Origin of the sequence: Streptomyces sp. NPDC000983 (assembly GCF_040299205.1) — a bacterium.
Lineage (GTDB): Bacteria > Actinomycetota > Actinomycetes > Streptomycetales > Streptomycetaceae > Streptomyces.
In genome coordinates, this window is sequence record NZ_JBEPBM010000002.1 from 45,390 (window position 1) to 63,587 (window position 18,198).

The 18,198-nt window shown below is 72.3% G+C and carries 15 protein-coding genes and 3 tRNA genes; 8 read left to right on the plus strand and 10 right to left on the minus strand.

What is annotated here, in order from left to right:
• Positions 1-3: 3 nt before the first annotated feature.
• From ABT296_RS02150 to purS, 5 genes are all read right to left on the minus strand, one after another.
• Positions 4-837, minus strand: a complete 834-nt coding sequence (locus ABT296_RS02150; protein ID WP_351922450.1) for a M23 family metallopeptidase — start codon at positions 835-837, stop codon at positions 4-6.
• 96 nt (positions 838-933) lie between these two features.
• The gene (locus ABT296_RS02155) at positions 934-1,434 is read right to left on the minus strand and encodes an ArsR/SmtB family transcription factor (RefSeq protein ID WP_351922451.1); all 501 of its coding nucleotides are present in this window, start codon (positions 1,432-1,434) and stop codon (positions 934-936) included.
• A gap of 156 nt (positions 1,435-1,590) precedes the next feature.
• On the minus strand, positions 1,591-3,849 hold the full coding sequence (gene purL / locus ABT296_RS02160) for a phosphoribosylformylglycinamidine synthase subunit PurL (RefSeq protein ID WP_351922452.1): 2,259 nt from the start codon (positions 3,847-3,849) through the stop codon (positions 1,591-1,593).
• Positions 3,846-4,526 carry a phosphoribosylformylglycinamidine synthase subunit PurQ gene (gene purQ / locus ABT296_RS02165; RefSeq protein ID WP_351922453.1) on the minus strand — a complete coding sequence of 227 codons (681 nt, stop codon included), beginning with the start codon at positions 4,524-4,526 and terminating at the stop codon, positions 3,846-3,848. The genes purL and purQ overlap by 4 nt, the downstream gene beginning before the upstream one ends.
• Positions 4,523-4,786, minus strand: coding sequence for a phosphoribosylformylglycinamidine synthase subunit PurS (gene purS / locus ABT296_RS02170; protein ID WP_020124274.1), 264 nt, complete (start codon positions 4,784-4,786; stop codon positions 4,523-4,525). The genes purQ and purS overlap by 4 nt, the downstream gene beginning before the upstream one ends.
• Positions 4,787-5,095: 309 nt before the next feature.
• On the opposite strand from purS, the gene ABT296_RS02175 reads away from it, so the two are divergent.
• From ABT296_RS02175 to ABT296_RS02210, 8 genes are all read left to right on the plus strand, one after another.
• Entirely contained in the window at positions 5,096-5,413 is a 318-nt protein-coding gene (locus tag ABT296_RS02175) for a histone-like nucleoid-structuring protein Lsr2 (protein WP_351922454.1), read from the plus strand.
• A 138-nt stretch (positions 5,414-5,551) separates the two neighbouring features.
• Positions 5,552-5,623 (plus strand) — tRNA-Gly (locus tag ABT296_RS02180).
• An 80-nt stretch (positions 5,624-5,703) separates the two neighbouring features.
• Positions 5,704-5,776: transfer RNA gene (locus ABT296_RS02185), tRNA-Gly, on the plus strand.
• Positions 5,777-5,930: 154 nt separating this feature from the next.
• Positions 5,931-6,887 carry an ABC transporter ATP-binding protein gene (locus ABT296_RS02190; RefSeq protein WP_351922455.1) on the plus strand — a complete coding sequence of 319 codons (957 nt, stop codon included), beginning with the start codon at positions 5,931-5,933 and terminating at the stop codon, positions 6,885-6,887.
• Positions 6,884-7,663 (plus strand): ABC transporter permease, encoded by a 780-nt coding sequence (locus ABT296_RS02195; protein WP_351922456.1) that lies wholly within the window; start codon positions 6,884-6,886, stop codon positions 7,661-7,663. The genes ABT296_RS02190 and ABT296_RS02195 overlap by 4 nt, the downstream gene beginning before the upstream one ends.
• Complete coding sequence (locus ABT296_RS02200; RefSeq protein WP_502977167.1) at positions 7,645-8,997, plus strand: sensor histidine kinase; 1,353 nt, start codon at positions 7,645-7,647, stop codon at positions 8,995-8,997. The genes ABT296_RS02195 and ABT296_RS02200 overlap by 19 nt, the downstream gene beginning before the upstream one ends.
• Entirely contained in the window at positions 8,994-9,608 is a 615-nt protein-coding gene (locus tag ABT296_RS02205; RefSeq protein ID WP_351922458.1) for a response regulator, read from the plus strand. The genes ABT296_RS02200 and ABT296_RS02205 overlap by 4 nt, the downstream gene beginning before the upstream one ends.
• Positions 9,609-9,630: 22 nt before the next feature.
• Positions 9,631-9,703: transfer RNA gene (locus ABT296_RS02210), tRNA-Gly, on the plus strand.
• Positions 9,704-9,745: 42 nt separating this feature from the next.
• Here ABT296_RS02210 and ABT296_RS02215 read toward each other — a convergent pair.
• From ABT296_RS02215 to ABT296_RS02235, 5 genes are all read right to left on the minus strand, one after another.
• Positions 9,746-10,645, minus strand: coding sequence for a phosphoribosylaminoimidazolesuccinocarboxamide synthase (locus ABT296_RS02215; RefSeq protein ID WP_351922459.1), 900 nt, complete (start codon positions 10,643-10,645; stop codon positions 9,746-9,748).
• Between the two features lie 80 nt (positions 10,646-10,725).
• On the minus strand, positions 10,726-12,243 hold the full coding sequence (locus ABT296_RS02220; RefSeq protein WP_351922460.1) for a N,N-dimethylformamidase beta subunit family domain-containing protein: 1,518 nt from the start codon (positions 12,241-12,243) through the stop codon (positions 10,726-10,728).
• A 232-nt stretch (positions 12,244-12,475) separates the two neighbouring features.
• Positions 12,476-14,242: a M48 family metalloprotease gene (locus tag ABT296_RS02225; RefSeq protein ID WP_351922883.1), complete on the minus strand. Its 1,767-nt coding sequence runs from the start codon at positions 14,240-14,242 to the stop codon at positions 12,476-12,478.
• A gap of 343 nt (positions 14,243-14,585) precedes the next feature.
• Positions 14,586-15,836 carry a phosphoribosylamine--glycine ligase gene (gene purD, locus ABT296_RS02230; protein ID WP_351922461.1) on the minus strand — a complete coding sequence of 417 codons (1,251 nt, stop codon included), beginning with the start codon at positions 15,834-15,836 and terminating at the stop codon, positions 14,586-14,588.
• A 132-nt stretch (positions 15,837-15,968) separates the two neighbouring features.
• A complete protein-coding gene (locus ABT296_RS02235) occupies positions 15,969-18,197 on the minus strand; it encodes a DNA polymerase III subunit gamma and tau (RefSeq protein ID WP_351922462.1) in 2,229 nt (742 codons plus the stop codon).
• Position 18,198: the final 1 nt, after the last annotated feature.

The window sequence follows — 18,198 nt, forward strand, 5'->3', positions numbered from 1 at the left end:
AGCCTAGGCAGGCCGTGCGGCCGGCGCGGGCACTTCGACCACCTCCCCGTTGCCGGGGACACCTATGTTCCGCCAGCGGAAGGGCAGGCCGCGGGCGGTGTCCGGGTCGGGGCCGTCCATCAGCTGGAAGTGCACATGCGGCTCGGTGGAGTTGCCCGAGTTCCCGCACCGGGCCAGCACCTGCCCGGCGCGCACCCGGTCGCCCTCCGCGACGGCGAGGGAGCCGCGGTGCAGATGGGCGTAGAGGGCGTGGGTGCCGTCGCCGAGGTCGAGGACGAGGTGGTTGCCGACGATCCGCCGGGCGCCGGCCATCTCGCGCACCGTGCTCTCGACGAGCATCAGATACAGCAGCCCCGGCAGGGAGGTCCGGCCGCGGTGGTCGCGCTGCCGGTCCTCGGCGTGGACCACCGTGCCGTCGGCCACCGCGTGCAAGGGGGCGCCGAAGGCCGGGAAGTCGGTGTTCCGCCGGGCCGGGGGCCACAGGGCGCGGAATCCGGGGCGGGCACCGGGCTCGGGCTCGGCCACGAGGTCTATGGCGTAGGTCTGGCCGTAGGCGTGCGTGCCATGGCTCGGGGTGCGGTTCGCCGGGCTGTTCAGTGCCGACCAGCGGCCGGTGACGGGCGGCTCGACCTCCAGCGGCTCGGGGTGCCCGGGCTGCCCCTCGGGGGTCCGCCCGGGCCGGTTGGCCGCGACGGCGAGGACGAACGCCAGGGCCAGCGGCAGGTAGTTCCACCAGCGCGGGTGGCCGAGGTCCAGCCAGGCGTCGGCGGCCACCAGGCCGAAGAAGACGACCAGCAGAGACCGGAAGCCGATCATGGCGAGCTTGCGTGCGGACATGGTTCCCCCTGTAGATCCGTAGTCCTCGATATCTGTTGTCCCCGACGACGGTTGTCCCGACGTCTGTCGTCCCCGGTGTCTGTCGTCCCCCGTGTCTCAGGGCCGGGCCGCCGCCAGCATCACCAGCAGCGGTACGACCCTTCCCGGCGGCACCTCGTAGCGGCCTCTGCCGGTGGTGCGCAGCCAGCCCCCGGCGGTCAGTTGGGGCAGATGGTGGTAGATCTGGCCGGTCGTGCCGATCTCCTCCAGCGCGGTCAGTTCGGCCACGGTGCGCCGACCGCCGAGCACCTCTCTGAGCAGCCGCAGCCGCACCGGATGGGCGAGAGCGGCGAAGACGTCGACGGTTTCCGACCACTCGTCGTCCAGCAGGTCCTCGGACAACGCGGTGTGCTGCCAGCTGAGCTCCTCCCCGGTCGGCAGTCGCACCGCTCCCGTGTACAGGACGCCGCCGTCCGCGGCCCCCGCCCCGGACATCCGCTCCTGCAGCCCCTCCAGGGCCCAGAAGTCGCCGTCGCCGACGCGCGGGGTGGTCCGGCCCGCCGTTTCGAGTGCTGCCAGGCGGCGTTCGAGTTCGGTGACGCGCTCCTCCAGGTCCATGCTTCGAGATTACGGAACTACGTAATTCCGTGCAAGCACTCTTTCCGGTGAACCCGCCCAAGCCCGTGAACATGCCGGAGCCCGTGCACCCGCCCCACCCCTGGACATGCCGAAGCCCCCGCCCGGCGGACCGGGCGGGGGCTTCGCGGGCTCCGACTACGCCAGCAGTGCCGGGATCGTCGCCTCGTGGGTCTCGCGGAGTTCCGCCAGGGGGAGGGAGAACTCGCCCTGGACGTCGACCTCGTCGCCGTCGACCACGCCGATGCGGGTGACCGGGAGGCCGCGCGCGCCGCACATGTCGTTGAAGCGGACCTCCTCCGAGCGGGGCACGGCGACGACCGCGCGGCCCGCCGACTCCGAGAAGAGGAAGGTGAACGCGTCCAGGCCGTCCGGGACGACCAGGCGGGCACCCTTGCCGCCGAGCAGCGCCGACTCGACGACCGCCTGGACCAGACCGCCGTCGGAGAGGTCGTGCGCGGAGTCGATCATGCCGTCGCGGGAGGCGGAGATCAGGATCTCGGCCAGCAGCCGCTCGCGCTCCAGGTCGACCTTGGGCGGCAGTCCGCCGAGGTGGTCGTGGACGACCTGGGACCAGGCCGAACCGCCGAACTCCTCGCGGGTGTCACCGAGCAGGTAGAGGAGCTGGCCCTCCTCCTGGAAGGCGACCGGGGTGCGGCGGGCCACGTCGTCGATGACGCCGAGGACGGCCACGACCGGGGTCGGGTGGATGGCGACCTCGCCAGTCTGGTTGTACAGGGAGACGTTGCCGCCGGTGACCGGGGTGCCGAGCTGCTGGCAGGCGTCGGCCAGACCGCGGATGGCCTCCGCGAACTGCCACATCACCGCCGGGTCCTCGGGCGAGCCGAAGTTCAGGCAGTCGGAGACGGCCAGCGGCTTCGCGCCGGTGGTGGCGACGTTGCGGTACGCCTCGGCGAGCGCGAGCTGGGCGCCGTGGTACGGGTCGAGCTTGGCGTACCGGCCGTTGCCGTCCGTCGCGATGGCGACGCCGAGGCCGCTCTCCTCGTCGATCCGGATCATGCCGGAGTCCTCGGGCTGGGCGAGGACGGTGTTGCCCTGCACGAAGTGGTCGTACTGCGAGGTGATCCACTTCTTGGACGCCTGGTTGGGCGAGCCGACCAGCTTCAGGACCTGCGCGCGCAGCTCCTCGGCGGTCGTGGGCCGCGGCAGCTTGTTCGCGTCGTCCGCCTGGAGCTCGTCCTGCCAGGACGGGCGGGCGTAGGGGCGCTCGTAGACCGGGCCGTCGTGCGCGACCGTGCGCGGGTCGACGTCGACGATCTTGCCGCCGTGCCAGAAGATCTCCAGCCGGTCGCCGTCGGTCACCTCACCGATGACGGTGGCGATGACGTCCCACTTCTCGCAGATCTCGAGGAAGCGGTCGACCTTCTCCGGCTCCACGACCGCGCACATGCGTTCCTGCGACTCGCTCATGAGGATTTCCTCGGGCGAGAGCGTGGAGTCGCGCAGCGGGACGTCGTCGAGGGTGACGCGCATGCCGCCCGAGCCGTTGGAGGCCAGCTCCGAGGTGGCGCAGGACAGGCCCGCCGCACCGAGGTCCTGGATGCCGACGACGAGCTTCTCGGCGAACGCCTCCAGGGTGCACTCGATGAGGAGCTTCTCCTGGAAGGGGTCGCCGACCTGCACCGCGGGGCGCTTGGAGGGCTTGGCGTCGTCGAAGGTCTCGGAGGCGAGGATGGAGGCGCCGCCGATGCCGTCGCCGCCGGTCCGGGCCCCGTAGAGGATGACCTTGTTGCCGGCGCCGGACGCCTTGGCGAGGTGGATGTCCTCGTGCCGCATGACGCCGATGGCACCGGCGTTGACCAGCGGGTTGCCCTGGTAGCAGGAGTCGAAGACGACCTCGCCGCCGATGTTGGGCAGGCCCAGGCAGTTGCCGTAGCCGCCGATGCCGGCGACGACGCCCGGCAGGACGCGCTTGGTGTCGGGGTGGTCGGCCGCGCCGAAGCGCAGCGGGTCCACCACCGCGACCGGGCGGGCGCCCATCGCGATGATGTCGCGCACGATGCCGCCGACGCCCGTGGCCGCGCCCTGGTAGGGCTCGACGTAGGAGGGGTGGTTGTGCGACTCGACCTTGAAGGTGACCGCGTAGCCCTGGCCGACGTCGACGACACCGGCGTTCTCGCCGATGCCGACGAGCAGGGCGTCGGACTGCGGGGCCTTCTCGCCGAACTGGCGCAGGTGCACCTTCGACGACTTGTAGGAGCAGTGCTCGGACCACATGACGGAGTACATGGCGAGCTCGGCACCGGTGGGCCGGCGGCCGAGGATCTCGACCACGCGCTCGTACTCGTCCTTCTTCAGACCGAGTTCGGCCCAGGGCAGCTCGACGTCGGGGGTCGCGGCCGCGTGCTCGACCGTGTCCAGAGGCGTCCGGCTCATGCGTTGACCAGCTTCTTGAGGATCGAGGTGAAGAAGGGGAGGCCGTCGGTGCGGCCGGTGCCGATGAGCGGCTCCACGGCGTGCTCCGGGTGCGGCATCAGGCCCACGACGTTGCCGGCCTCGTTGGTGATGCCGGCGATGTCGTTGAGGGAGCCGTTGGGGTTGAAGTCGACGTAGCGGAAGGCCACGCGGCCCTCGGCCTCCAGCTTGTCCAGCGTGTACTGGTCGGCGACGTAGCGGCCGTCCATGTTCTTCAGCGGGATGTGGATCTCCTGGCCCGCCTCGTAGTCGCTGGTCCAGGCCGTGTCCGCGTTCTCCACCCGCAGCTTCTGGTCGCGGCAGATGAAGTGCAGGTGGTCGTTGCCGAGCATGCCGCCGGGCAGCAGGTGGGCCTCGGTGAGGACCTGGAAGCCGTTGCAGATGCCGAGGACCGGCAGACCGGCCTTCGCCTGCTCGATGACGGTCTCCATCACCGGCGAGAAGCGGGAGATGGCTCCGGCGCGCAGATAGTCGCCGTAGGAGAAACCACCGGGCAGCACCACGGCGTCGACCTGGTGGAGGTCCTTGTCCTTGTGCCAGAGGGCGACCGGTTCGGCACCCGCGAGGCGGATCGCGCGCTGGGTGTCCCGGTCGTCGAGACTCCCCGGGAAAGTGACGACGCCAATACGAGCGGTCACTTCGCGGCCTCCGCGACTTCCTCCACCTTGACGGTGAAGTCCTCGATCACGGTGTTGGCGAGGAAGGATTCCGCAAGATCATGGATGCGGGCGAGCACGGCCTCGTCGACCGGTCCGTCAACTTCCAGTTCGAATCGCTTTCCCTGACGTACGTCCGAGATGCCTTCGAAACCCAGTCGCGGCAGTGCGCGCTGCACCGCCTGGCCCTGGGGGTCGAGGATCTCCGGCTTGAGCATGACGTCGACTACGACGCGTGCCACTGGCACTCCCGGTGTGTGGTGCTGAGCAGGTTCCTTCAGACTACCCGTACAAAATTTCTACGCGAGTAGAGTTGTAGGAAACTACGTGACGGCAGTCACGATCCGGTATCGGAGGGGGACGTTCGGGAAAAGTTCCGGGAAAGATCCCCGATCAGTTCGGGATACGTATTGCCTTCTGACACGCGGGGAGATTTAGTCGGGCTTCACATTGCAATGCCGGGCACTGTACAAATGAATTGGCAATAGCCGATACTCGGCACGTCATCGCAGTTGAGCTGTATGAGGTGCCATCCGAAGGGACCGATATTCGTGGCGCAGAAGGTCGTGGTCACACTCTCTGACGACATCGACGGCTCGGAAGCGGCGGAAACGATCGCCTTCGGACTCGACGGCAAGTCGTACGAGATCGACCTGAACCAAACGAATGCCGAGAAACTGCGTAAGGCGCTCGAGCCGTACGTGGAGGCCGGCCGCAAGCGGTCGCGCTCCGGCAAGGCCTACCGGCAGACCGAGGTCGCCCCCGACCCGGCGGCCGTACGGGCCTGGGCCCAAGCCAACAAGATGGACGTGCCCGCCCGCGGCCGGATCCCCAAGAAGGTCTACGAGGCGTTCGCCGCGGCGCAGTGACGGCCCCCTGGCACGCCCGTCCCCAGGGTGCGTCAGCGGGCCCCGAGGACAACCGACTTGCGCTGCACCCCTCCCGATCAGCTAGAGTCTGGAGCACGCCGAGGGCAGGGAAGGAAAAACCCAGCTCACGGAGTACATGCGGGTGTAGTTCAGTAGTAGAACATCCCCCTTCCAGGGGGAAGGCGCAGTGTGCAATTCCTGTCACCCGCTCTGCACCGCCGTACCGAGGGTCCTTTTGGATCAGGTAGGCTGGTGCTCGCACCGATCAGTGAGAGCTGGTCGGAGGCAATGCGGACGTAGCTCAGTTGGTAGAGCGCAACCTTGCCAAGGTTGAGGTCGCGAGTTCGAGCCTCGTCGTCCGCTCGGGAATCAGACCCCGGTCCATCGGACCGGGGTCTTTTCGTGTTCCCCACAGGTTCGTTTCCCGGCCGTTCACGGACGTGCTTCTGACATTTGTCATGTCCTTCGATGACAGCCCGCACTGCCCCACCGCCCGGAGAACCGGGAGGCTGAGGGCATGGACAGGAACGAACACGAACACGTGATTGAGGTCACCGACCTGCGGCGTGTGTACGGGGGCGGGTTCGAGGCGGTGCGCGGCATCGGCTTCTCGGTGGCCCGCGGCGAGGTCTTCGCGCTGCTCGGCACCAACGGCGCGGGCAAGACCTCCACCGTCGAACTGCTGGAGGGCCTGGCCCGGCCGGCTTCCGGCAGCGTCCGGGTGCTCGGGCACGACCCGTTCGCCGAGCGGGACGCCGTCCGGCCGCGCACCGGCGTGATGCTCCAGGAGGGCGGTTTCCCCTCCGAGCTGACGGTCGCGGAGACCGCGCGGATGTGGGCGGGCTGTGTGAGCGGGGCCCGCCCCGAGGGCGAGGTGCTGGAGCGGGTCGGGCTCGGCTCGAAGAGCCGGGTGCGGGTCAAGCAGCTGTCCGGCGGTGAGCGGCGGCGGCTGGACCTGGCGCTCGCGCTGCTCGGCGACCCCGAGGTGCTCTTCCTCGACGAGCCGACGACCGGGCTCGACGCCGAGGGCAGGCGGGACACCTGGGCGCTGGTGCGGGAACTGCGCGACGCCGGTACCACCGTGCTGCTGACCACGCACTACCTGGAGGAGGCCGAGGACCTCGCCGACCGCCTCGCCATCCTGCACGAGGGCCTCATCGCCGCCTCCGGCACCCCGGCCGAGGTGACCGCGGCCCAGCCGTCCCGGATCTCCTTCGAACTGCCCGAGAACTACTTCCTGGGCGACCTGCCCCCACTGGACGAACTCGGCGTCACCGGACACGAGATCGAGGGCCGGGTCGTACGGCTGCGCACGCACGAGCTCCAGCGGGCCGCCACCGAACTGCTGACCTGGGCCCGCGGGGCCGGGGTCGAACTGCGGCGGCTGGACGTGCGGTCGGCCTCGCTGGAGGAGGCGTTCCTGGGCATCGCGCGGGAGGCGTCCGCGCACAAGACGAAGGAGTACGCGGCATGAGCGGCACCGTCACCACCACCCCGGCCGGCCGGCTGAAGGCGCTGGCCCGCGCCGAACTGACCCTGCTCGGCCGGACCCGCGGCACCCTCTTCGCCGCCCTGTTCGTCCCCCTGGTCCTCCCGCTCAGCGTGTGGTCCGCGACCAAGGACATGGACCTCGACGAGTACGGCCTGACCGCCGGCACCGTCGTCCTGCCCGCCGCCGTCGGCTTCTCCCTGCTCTTCGCCGTGTACGGCGCGCTGGTGGGCGTGTTCACCGCCCGGCGCGAGGAACTCGTGCTGAAGCGGCTGCGCACCGGTGAGCTGCGGGACGGCGAGATCCTCGTCGGATCCGGCCTGCCCGCCGTCGCCACCGGCCTCGCCCAGTCGCTGCTGCTGGTGGTGGGCTGCACGGTCGTCCTCGACATCCCCGCACCCCGCGCACCCCATCTCGCCGTCCTGGCCGTGCTCGTGGGTGTGGTGCTGTGCGCCGCGCTCGCCGCCCTCACCTCGGCGTTCACCCGCACCACCGAGAGCGCCCAGGTGACCACGCTGCCGCTGCTGCTGGTCTCGATGCTCGGCTCCGGCATGACCTTCCCGCTGGAGATGCTGCCCGACAACGTGGCGTCGGTGTGCGAACTGCTGCCGCTCACCCCGGTGATCACGCTGATCCGCGGCGGCTGGACCGGGGAGCTCGCGGTGTCCGAGACGGCCGGACCGGCGCTGATCGCACTGGCCTGGACCGCCCTGGCCGTGTTTGCTGTACGGCGGTGGTTCCGCTGGGAACCGCGGCGCTGAGCAACGGGAAGAACGGGGAGTCGCGCGTGTCCGGGGGATGGTGGCGGGGCAAGAGCACACCGGCGAAGGTCGAGACGTACACGCGCTGGTCGTTCCACTTCTTCGGGGTGTCCGAGCTGCTCTTCATCGGGCTGGCCGCGTTCTCCCAGGCCGGCGTGGTGATCGGCGTCTGGCTGCTGGCCGCCGTGGCCTGCCACGCGGGGATCGCCACGGTCACCGCCTCGCGGGCACTGGACTGGACGCGCGGCAGGCGGGAGCAGCCGGTGCGGCTGCTGTGGACGCTCGCCGCGGCCACCGCGGTGCTCGCCGTGGCCGCGCTCGCGCTCGTCGAGCACGGGCCCGGCGGCAAGGACGTCGAGACCGCGGCGGGCACCGTCTTCGGCGGTGTGACCGCCTTCGGGGCGGGCACGCTGGCGCTCGGCGTGCGGGAGCACAAGCGGATGCTCGCCGTCGTGGGCGGATTCGCCGCGGGCGCAGCGGTCGTCACCTGGCCGCTGGGGCTGCCCGCGATGGCCTCGCTGGCCACCGGTCTCGTGGTCCTGATCGGCGGCGGCTTCCTCGCCTTCACCTCCGCCTTCTCCGTCTGGCTGCTGAACGCCGTCTACGAACTCGACGAGGCGCGCGAGACCCGCGCCCGGCTCGCCGTCGCCGAGGAACGGCTGCGGTTCGGGCGGGACCTGCACGACGTGATGGGCCGGAACCTGGCCGTCATCGCGCTCAAGAGCGAGCTGGCCGTCCAGCTCGCCCGGCGCGAGCGGCCCGAGGCCGTGGAGCAGATGATCGAGGTGCAGCGCATCGCGCAGGAGTCCCAGCGCGAGGTGCGCGAGGTCGTACGCGGCTACCGCGAGACCGACCTCGGGGTCGAACTCGCCGGTGCCAAGGGGGTCCTGACGGCCGCCGGGATCGACTGCGAGGTGAGCGGCCCGGTCGAAGGTCTGCCCGCCGAGGTGCAGTCGGCGCTCGGCTGGGTGGTCCGGGAGGCAACCACCAACGTCCTGCGGCACGGCGACGCCGAGCGCTGCTCGGTGTCGTTGCGGGTGCGGGAGGGACGGGTGGTGCTGGTGGTGGAGAACAACGGAGTGCACGACGGGGTGGAGGACGACGGGGTGGACGAGGAGAGCCGCGCCGGTGCGCGCCCGCGGGACGACGCCGGTCCCGTCCGCGCCGTACGGGCGGCACGGCTGCCGGCCGGCGCCGCGCGGCAGGAGGGTTCGGGTCTGGCCGGGCTGCGGGAGCGGCTGCTGGCGGTGGACGGCACGCTGGAGGCGGGGCCGGTCGAGGGAGGGGTGTTCCGGTTGGTGGCCGAGGTGCCGTTGACGGCGGTGGTGGCGTGAGCGAGCGGGTACGGGTACTGCTCGCCGACGACGAGCATCTGATCCGGGGCGCGCTGGCCGCGCTGCTCTCCCTGGAGGACGATCTGGTCGTCGTCGCCGAGGCGGCGACCGGGCCGGAGGCGCTGGCCATGGCGCGGGCCCACGAACCCGACGTGGCCGTACTGGATCTGCAGATGCCCGGCGCCGACGGTGTGAAGGTCGCCACATCGCTGCGGACGGAACTGCCGTCCTGTCAGGTCATGATCGTGACCAGTCACGGCCGCCCGGGGCATCTGAAGCGGGCGCTTGCGGCGGGTGTGCGCGGGTTCGTCCCGAAGACGGTCAGCGCCCAGCGGCTCGCGGAGATCATCCGTACGGTCCGGGCCGGAAACCGCTACGTGGACCCGGAGTTGGCCGCCGACGCGATCTCCGCCGGGGACTCCCCGCTGACCGCCCGGGAGGCCGAGGTGCTGGAACTGGCCGCGGACGGGGCGCCGGTCGCGGAGATCGCGGAGCGGGCCGCCCTGTCGCAGGGGACCGTGCGGAACTATCTCTCCTCGGCCGTCTCCAAACTCGGGGCGGAGAACCGGCACGCCGCGGTGCGTCTCGCCCGCGAGCGGGGTTGGGTATAGTGGTTCTCGCGCCACGGCGCATGCGAACGTAGCTCAGTTGGTAGAGCGCAACCTTGCCAAGGTTGAGGTCGCGAGTTCGAACCTCGTCGTTCGCTCTGAATGAGCCCCCCGGTCCTCGACCGGGGGGCTTCTTCGTTCTAGGACCAGCTCGTGCCGGTCAGGAGTTCGTACGCGTCCACGTACTTGGCGCGGGTGGCGTCCACCACCTGCTGCGGGAGGGCCGGCGGGGGCTGCTCGCTCCTGCGGTCCCAGCCGGACTCCGGCGAGGTCAGCCAGTCGCGGACGTACTGCTTGTCGTACGAGGGCTGCGCGCGGCCCGGCTGCCACTGGTCGGCCGGCCAGAAGCGGGAGGAGTCCGGGGTGAGGACCTCGTCGGCGAGGACGAGGGTGTCGCCGTCGAAGCCGAACTCGAACTTGGTGTCCGCCAGGACGATCCCGCGCTCCCTGGCGATGTCCCGGGCCCGGGAGTAGACGTCGAGGGTGGCCTGCCGCAGCTCGGCGGCGACGGCTTCGCCGACCTGCCGGGCGACCTCCTCGTAGGAGACGTTCTCGTCGTGCTCGCCGACGGCGGCCTTGGTCGCCGGGGTGAAGATCGGGGCGGGCAGCTCGCTGCCGTCCACCAGGCCCTCGGGCAGGGCGAGTCCGCAGACCGTGCGGGACTCCTGGTACTCGGCCAGGCCCGAGCCGGTGAGGTAGCCGCGGGCCACGCACTCCACCGGGACCATCCGCAGCGACTTGCAGATCAGGGTGCGGCCCGCCCAGTCGGCGGGGGCGCCGGGCGGCAGCTCGGTGCTCAGCACATGGTTGGGGGCCAGGTCGGCGAGCTGCTCGAACCACCACAGCGAGAGCCGGGTGAGCACCCGCCCCTTGTCGGGGATCTCGGTCGGCAGCACCCAGTCGTACGCCGACAGACGGTCACTGGCGACCATCACGAGGTCGCCCGCCTCATTGCGGTAGAGGTCCCGCACCTTGCCGGTGTGCAGGTGCGTCAGGCCGGGAACCTGGAGCGGCTCGGGCTTTTCTACGAATCCGGACACGGTTCCTCCCCGTGGTTCTGTCCAACGAGTCGATTGTCCCGTACGGGCGGCTGACCTCGGACTTGGGGCCCTCGGGGGACTCAGTCACGCTTGCAGATGCGGTCCAGGAGGTTGGCGGTGGCGCGCTGGACGCGGGTGTCGACATGACCGGGGCGGTCCAGGGCCGGGGACCAGGCGAAGGTGCCGGACGCGAAGACCAGGGCGCCGGAGGGGGCGCGGTAGAGGGACGTCTCCTGGTGGCGGGCGGCCCCGTCGCCGTCGGCGTAGGGGGAGTGCGCCAGCAGGATCCGCTCGTCGTGCTCGGGCAGGGCGGTGCGCGGGAAGTAGCGGTCGGCCTCACCGGCGACCATGCCGGGGAGTTCGTCGCCGTCCTGGGCGCCGGTGGCGTCCCACAGCCAGTGGTCGGCGTTGCGGACGATCAGGGGGTGGGGCTCGGGCACCCGGCCCGCGTACTGGATGCCGATCAGCTGCTGCTCGGGGCGGTCGATCTCCCGCCACAGCACCGGCCTGCCCGGGCCCCTGCGCTTGCGGCAGGTCAGCAGACGGTCGGGGACGCCGGACGGGGACGGACCCAACTCGACCTGCCAGTACATGGTGTTGGCGGAGAGGAAGACCAGCGAGGTGCCGTGCTCCCGGGCCAGCTCCGTGGTGCGGCGCATGTGCGGCGACCAGTACTCGTCGTGGCCGGGGAAGACCAGGCCGCGGTAGCGGGTGGGGTCGATGTGTCCGGCGTGCAGGTCGCGGGCGTCCGCGTAGGCGAGGTCGTAGCCGTAGCGCTCGGCGAAGCGGATGAAATCGTAGGCGTGGCCCACGTGCAGGGGGAGGCCGGCGCCCGCGTAGGGGCGGTCGAAGGAGACGGTGGTCGCGGCGTCCGCCTCGCCGAGCAGCCGGCCCTCGTCGTCCCAGGCGTGGTAGAGGCTGGCGCCGATGCGGCCGTCCTCCGGGTAGAGGTTGTACGCCTGCCAGGTGATGTCCGGCAGGAGCAGCAGCAGGTCCGCGGGGTGGTTGTCGCGGACGGTGAAGGGGATGTGGGAGCGGTATCCGTCGACGGTGGTCAGCACGGCCACGTACGCGCCGATGCTCCAGGACGAGGGGATCTGCAGCCGCCAGGAGAGCCACCAGTGGTGGCAGGAGACCGTGCGGTCCGCGGTGAGCGGCGGGGGCTGGACGATGCCGGACAGGCGCGGGCTGGTGGTGATCTTCGCGGCGCCGTCGCCGCCGTAGTGGCCGATCCGGTAGACGTCGACGCTGAACTCCTGCGGCGGGTCGACGGTGATGTGGAAGTCGACGGCCTGGCCGGGGGTCACGGAGCCGGTGGAGACGAAGCCCTTGATCTGACGGTTGACGTCGTCGGCCGAGCGGGGGCCCTCGGAGGAGCGGCCGCTTCTGCGCGGACCGGGTACGCGGGGCCCGCCCGGGCGGGTGGCGGCGTCCGGGGCGGCGTCCGCGGTGTCGACGTACCAGGGGATCATCTGGCCGCTGTCGCCGAAGTAGCTCTCCGTGCCGCGCAGCCAGGGGACGGGGCCCTGGCCGAAGGGGTCCGTGACGCCGTGCGCGAGTGCTCCCGACTCCCAGCGGCGGATCCGCTCCGGTCCCATGGTCGCTCCCCTCCTCCTCGCCCCCGTGGTGCTGCCGGGCATCGGCCCGTGCGGTGGCGGGGGCCGCGCCCTGTCGTGCGGTCGTGACGGTCGTATGTCGCGGGCTCATGCCATGTGCGCTATCGGTCCCAGCACATCACATTGCGCACGCATGCTGTCACTACTCGTTGCGAATTCGCCGAAAGTGGAATTAGCGCTTCCGGTACAGCGGTTCGGCCGGGTGTCCGGTGCGTCAGACGAGTCGTACGGGCTTCTCCGGGCGTATGCCGGATTCGACCAGCCATGCCCTCAGTGGAGCGGGGTCGCCGTCCTCGACGAGGCTGTGCACCCGGGGGGTGAGGTCGGCGGCGCGCTCCCCGTTGACCAGGAGGGTGGGGCCGTCGAGCCAGTCCAGGCCGGGGGTGGCTCCCGCGGTGTCCATGGCGGCGCAGCAGACCATCGCGGTGACGTGGTCGGTGAGCAGTTCCCGGGCGGAGCGCGGGGGCTGGAGGGGGAAGAGGGGGAGGGCGCCGTCGTCCCAGAGGGGGGTGTCCTGGGCGGCCGGGGCGGTGGGGACGGCCGGGGCGGCGGCCTCCTCGCGGGCGAGTTCGGCGGTGAGGACGGCGGCGAGGGCGGCGGAGCGCTCGTTCTCGGGCTCGTCGGGGTCGCGGTCGGGGTCGGGGGCGCGGTCGTCGAGGGCGCGGTCCGGGTCGTGGTCCGGGCTGACCTCCGGTGCTCGGGGCGTGGGTTGCGCCGTCGGCTCGGTGGTGTCCGGTGCCGTCAGGTGGTCCAGGACGCGGGCCAGGGTCGGGCCGTCGGTCCGAGGGGCCGCGGGGCGGACGCCCAGGGTGTCGAGGACGCGGTGGAGGCGGGCCGCGTCGGTGCGCCATTTGCGGTCCACGACCTCCTCCGGGTACTCCTGCCAGTCCACCGGGGACCAGTCGGGGCCCGATTCGGCCGGGCCGCCGTGGAAGAGGCGGGCGGCCAGCAGCGAGGCCGCCGCGTCCACCGTGCCCGGCTCCTCCAGCAGGTCGCAGGCGGGGCGTTCGCCCAGGCGGGAGGCGAAACCCTCGGCCAGGCGGTCGCGCCGGGACAGCTCCGTCAGCGCCGCGACCACGCCGGCGTCCAGCCGGGACGGCCAGCGGCCCATCCGCCAGGCCGGGAGCGCGACCCGTGTCAGCAGCCGGTCCCACCCGGCGTACGCCAGGCCCACCTGCTCCTGGGCGACGATGCGCAGCCCGTAGTCCACAGCCTGTGCGCGCTCGGCCGCCGCCGCGGCCACCCCGCGCTCCATCTGTGCCGCGTGCTCCCGGCAACCGCGCAGCAGCAGGCGGGAGACCCGGCCGACCCCGGCCAGCAGGAACCGGGAGAGCGGACCCCGGTTCGGGGCGGCGGCGACCGCCACCGCCGCGTCCAGTCCCCGTACGAAACGGCGGGCCGCGGCTATGTCGGGGTGCGCGGAGGGGCCCGTGCCGGCCACCACGGGGGCGAGCACCGCCCGGAGTTCGCCGACCCGCATCCACCACAGGAACGGGGAGCCGATGACCAGGACCGGGGCCGCGGTGGCCCGGCGGTGCGCACCGCGTCGCCCGCCGGTGAGTTCGTCGCCCTCGCCCGGCGGGGGCGGGGCGTGGGCCGGGTGGGTCCGGTCCTCCAGCCAGCTGTCGCAGTCCGGGGTGAGCGCTATCGCGGAGGGGGCGGGCACGTCGAGCCGGTCGGCCAGGTCACGCACCATCCGGTACAGATCGGGGGCCGAGTCCTCGGCGATCGAGACCGTCGGACTGAGCGCGGGCCGGGCCCTGGCTACGACCAGGGCGACCCCGGCGGCGGCCAGCAGCACCAGCACGGCGACACAGCCCACCACCCAGCGGGCGACGTCCCAGCCGGAGCCCACGAGGTGGCCGGTGGAACCGCCGGCCAGCAGCACCACGGCGAGCGCGGCGGGCAACAGGGCCACGGCCAGCGCCCGGCCACGGATCCGCAGTACGCCCAGCGCACGGGACCGCGCGCCCTCCTCCATACCGATACCGGTCACGCCCGACCTCACCCCCTCCCCGATGCGCGTGCCGTCACGGCTGCGCTGCCTGTCCCACCTGTCCTGGTGTTGGTCACTCCCCCACTGTGGCACCCGGCGCCGACATCGCAATGCCGGTGGGCCAAGTGCCGGACCACTTGCGCCGCACCATAGTTGGGGCTCACGCCCCCGTCAGCCGGATGGGGGATCGGTCACTCGATGGAATGGCTGTGGGGAGAGGTGGATGACGGAAAGCAAGCATCAGGCCCCGGATCCTGAGACGGATCCGGGGCCTGCGGGGTTCATCGGACGCACCGCGTCCGCCTGAGACCGCCGGTTGGCGGCTCGGCTACTCGGCCGCGGCCTTCGCCGCGATGTCCGTGCGGTGCTGGGAGCCGTCGAGGCCGATGCGGGCGACCGCGCGGTAGGCGCGCTCGCGGGCCTGGGCCAGGTCCCCGCCGGTCGCGGTGACCGACAGGACGCGGCCGCCGGCGCTGACCACGGCGTCGCCGTCCGTCCGGGTGCCGGCGTGCAGGACGTACGCGTGCGGGGCGTCCTCGGCAGCGACCTCGGCGAGACCGGTGATCGGGTCGCCGGTGCGCGGGGTGCCGGGGTAGTTGTGCGAGGCGACGACCACGGTGACGGCGGCGTCGGCGCTCCAGCGCAGCGGCTCCAGGTCGGCGAGGTCGCCCTTGGCCGCGGCGAGCAGGACACCGGCGAGCGGGGTCCTGAGACGGGCCAGCACGACCTGGGTCTCGGGGTCGCCGAAGCGGGCGTTGAACTCGATCACGCGCACACCGCGGGAGGTGATGGCCAGTCCCGCGTAGAGCAGTCCCGAGAAGGGCGTGCCGCGGCGGCGCATCTCGTCGACGGTGGGCTGCAGGACGGTCTCCAGGACCTCCTCCACCAGCTTGGGGTCGGCCCAGGGCAGCGGGGAGTAGGCGCCCATGCCACCGGTGTTCGGGCCCTCGTCGCCGTCGAGGGCGCGCTTGAAGTCCTGGGCCGGCTGGAGGGGGAGGACCGTCTCGCCGTCGGTGATGGCGAAGAGGGAGACCTCGGGGCCGTCGAGGAACTCCTCGATGACGACCCGCTCGCAGGCGTTGGCGTGGGCCCGGGCGGCCTCCAGGTCGTCGGTCACGACGACGCCCTTGCCGGCGGCGAGGCCGTCGTCCTTGACGACGTAGGGGGCGCCGAAGGCGTCGAGGGCCTCGTCGACCTCCTCCGGCGTCGTGCAGACGTACGAGCGTGCCGTGGGGACCTCGGCACCCGCCATCACGTCCTTGGCGAAGGCCTTGGAGCCCTCGATCCGCGCGGCCTCACCGGAGGGGCCGAAGGCCGGGATGCCCGCCTCGCGCACGGCGTCGGCGACACCGGCGACCAGGGGCGCCTCCGGGCCGACCACGACCAGTTCGGCACCGAGATCGGTCGCCAGGGCGGCCACGGCGGCGCCGTCCAGGGCGTCGACCGGGTGCAGCTCGGCGACCTCGGCGATACCTGCGTTGCCGGGGGCGCAGTGCAGCGCGGTGACGTCGGGGTCGAGGGACAGGGAGCGGCACAGGGCGTGTTCGCGGGCGCCGCTGCCGATGACGAGGACCTTCACGGGGGTCACCCTATCCGGAGCGGGGGTGACGGGATTGTGCGGGCCGCCGAAGCGGGGCGGGGGCGGGGGTTGTGGTTTCGCACAGTCCGGTCGGAGAGAGCCCCCGAGCGCCAGGGGGTTCGGAGGGATCGCTCACTCGTTGGTGAACTCCTCGACGACCGTGGCGCCCAGTTCCCGGACGATCAGGTCGTGGCCGGAGAGGGCCGATTCGTTCAGGTCCGGGTCGTCGTCCTCGGGGATGTCGTCCTCGGGGGCGACGGGTGCCGGGGGCTCCGGGGCGGGGCGGTGGGGTGCGGCGGCCGGGGCGGCCGCCGCCGGGGCGGGCGCCGGATGCGCGGGGGGCGCGGAGGAGGCGGGCGCGGGCGCCGCGGGGCGGGCGGGAGCGGCGGGGGCGCCACCTCCGTAACCGCCGCCGCCGTAACCACCGGTGCCACCGCTGCCGCCGTAGCCCTGGGCGGGGGCCGAGCCGCCGCCCGAGGGGTCGATGATCGCCTCGATCTTCCACTGGATGTTGAACTGCTCGGCGAGCGCCTGCCGCAGCACGTCCTCGCTGCCGCTGCCGGAGAAGTTGTCCCGGGCTCCGGCGTTGACGAAGCCGATCTGGAGGGTGGTGCCGTCGAAGCCGGCGACCTGGGCGTTCTGGCTGAGCAGGATCCAGGTGAAGCGCCGGCGGTTCTTCACCGCCTCCAGGATGTTCGGCCAGAGCGCACGGGGGTCGGGTCCGCCGGCCGGGGCGGACGCGGCGAGGGGCGCGGGCTGCGCGGCCGCGGGTTGGGCCGGCTGCGGGGTGCTCTGGGCGGGCGCGGGCCTGCCTCCGGCGCCGGTGGGGGCGGCGGTGGGCCAGCCGCCGGGACGGCGACCGCCGCCCGCGGGGGAGGCGGTGGGCCAGGCGCCGGGAGCGGAGGCGGCGGGTTCCGGGGTCTGCGAGGCCTGCGGAGCCGGTTGCGGCTGGACCGGCTCAGGAGTGTCGGCGACCGGAGTCGCCTGGACCGGCTGACCGGGCTGCCCCACCGGCACCCCAGCCCCTGGGCCCGTGCCCGGCCCCGTACCGCGGACCGCCGCACGGGCCGCGGCCGCGCCGCCGCCGGGCGGAACGGCAGCCGGCGGAACGGCGCCCGGAGCCGCCTGGACGGGCCCCGGCGCATGCGCCTCGGGCCCGGGGACGTACCCCATCGCGGGAGCGCCGCCGCCCCCGGAGAAGTTGACCCCGCGCTCCAGCCGGTCCAGCCGGGCCAGGAGGGAGCGCTCGTCCCCGTACGCGGCGGGCAGGAGCACGCGCGCGCAGATCAGTTCCAGCTGGAGTCGGGGCGAGGTGGCGCCCCGCATCTCGGTCAGGCCCTCGTTGACGAGGTCGGCGGCGCGGCTGAGCTCGGCGGCGCCGAAGGTGCCGGCCTGGGCCTGCATCCGTTCGAGGACGTCGGCGGGTGCGTCGATGAGCCCCTTCTCCACGGCGTCCGGCACCGCGGCGAGGATCACCAGGTCCCGCAGCCGCTCCAGCAGGTCGGCGACGAAGCGGCGGGGGTCGTTGCCGCCCTCGATGATCCGGTCGACGACCTCGAAGGCGGCGGCGCCGTCGCCGGTGGCGAAGGACTCGACGACGGAGTCGAGGAGCGAGCCCTCGGTGTAGCCGAGGAGGGAGGTGGCCATGGTGTACGTCACGCCCTCCTCCCGCGCCCCGGCGAGCAGCTGGTCCATGACGGACATGGAGTCACGCACGGAACCGGCGCCCGCGCGCACGACGAGCGGCAGCACGCCGTCCTCGACGGGGATGTCCTCCTTCTGGCACACCTCACCGAGGTAGTCGCGCAGGGTGCCCGGCGGGACGAGCCGGAAGGGGTAGTGGTGGGTCCGCGAGCGGATGGTCCCGATGACCTTCTCGGGCTCGGTGGTGGCGAAGATGAACTTCAGATGCTCCGGGGGCTCCTCGACGACCTTGAGCAGCGCGTTGAAGCCCGCCGACGTGACCATGTGGGCCTCGTCGATGATGTAGATCTTGTACCGGCTGCTCGCGGGCCCGAAGAAGGCCTTCTCCCGCAGCTCGCGGGCGTCGTCCACGCCACCGTGCGAGGCGGCGTCGATCTCGATGACGTCGATGGAGCCGGGGCCGTTGCGCGCGAGGTCCTGGCAGGACTGGCACTCCCCGCACGGGGTCGGCGTGGGGCCCTTCTCGCAGTTCAGACAGCGCGCGAGGATGCGGGCGCTGGTCGTCTTGCCGCAGCCGCGCGGACCGCTGAACAGGTACGCGTGATTGACCCGGTTGTTCCGCAGCGCCTGCTGCAGCGGGTCGGTGACATGCTCCTGCCCGATGACCTCGGCGAACGACTCCGGGCGATAGCGGCGGTACAGCGCGAGAGACGACACG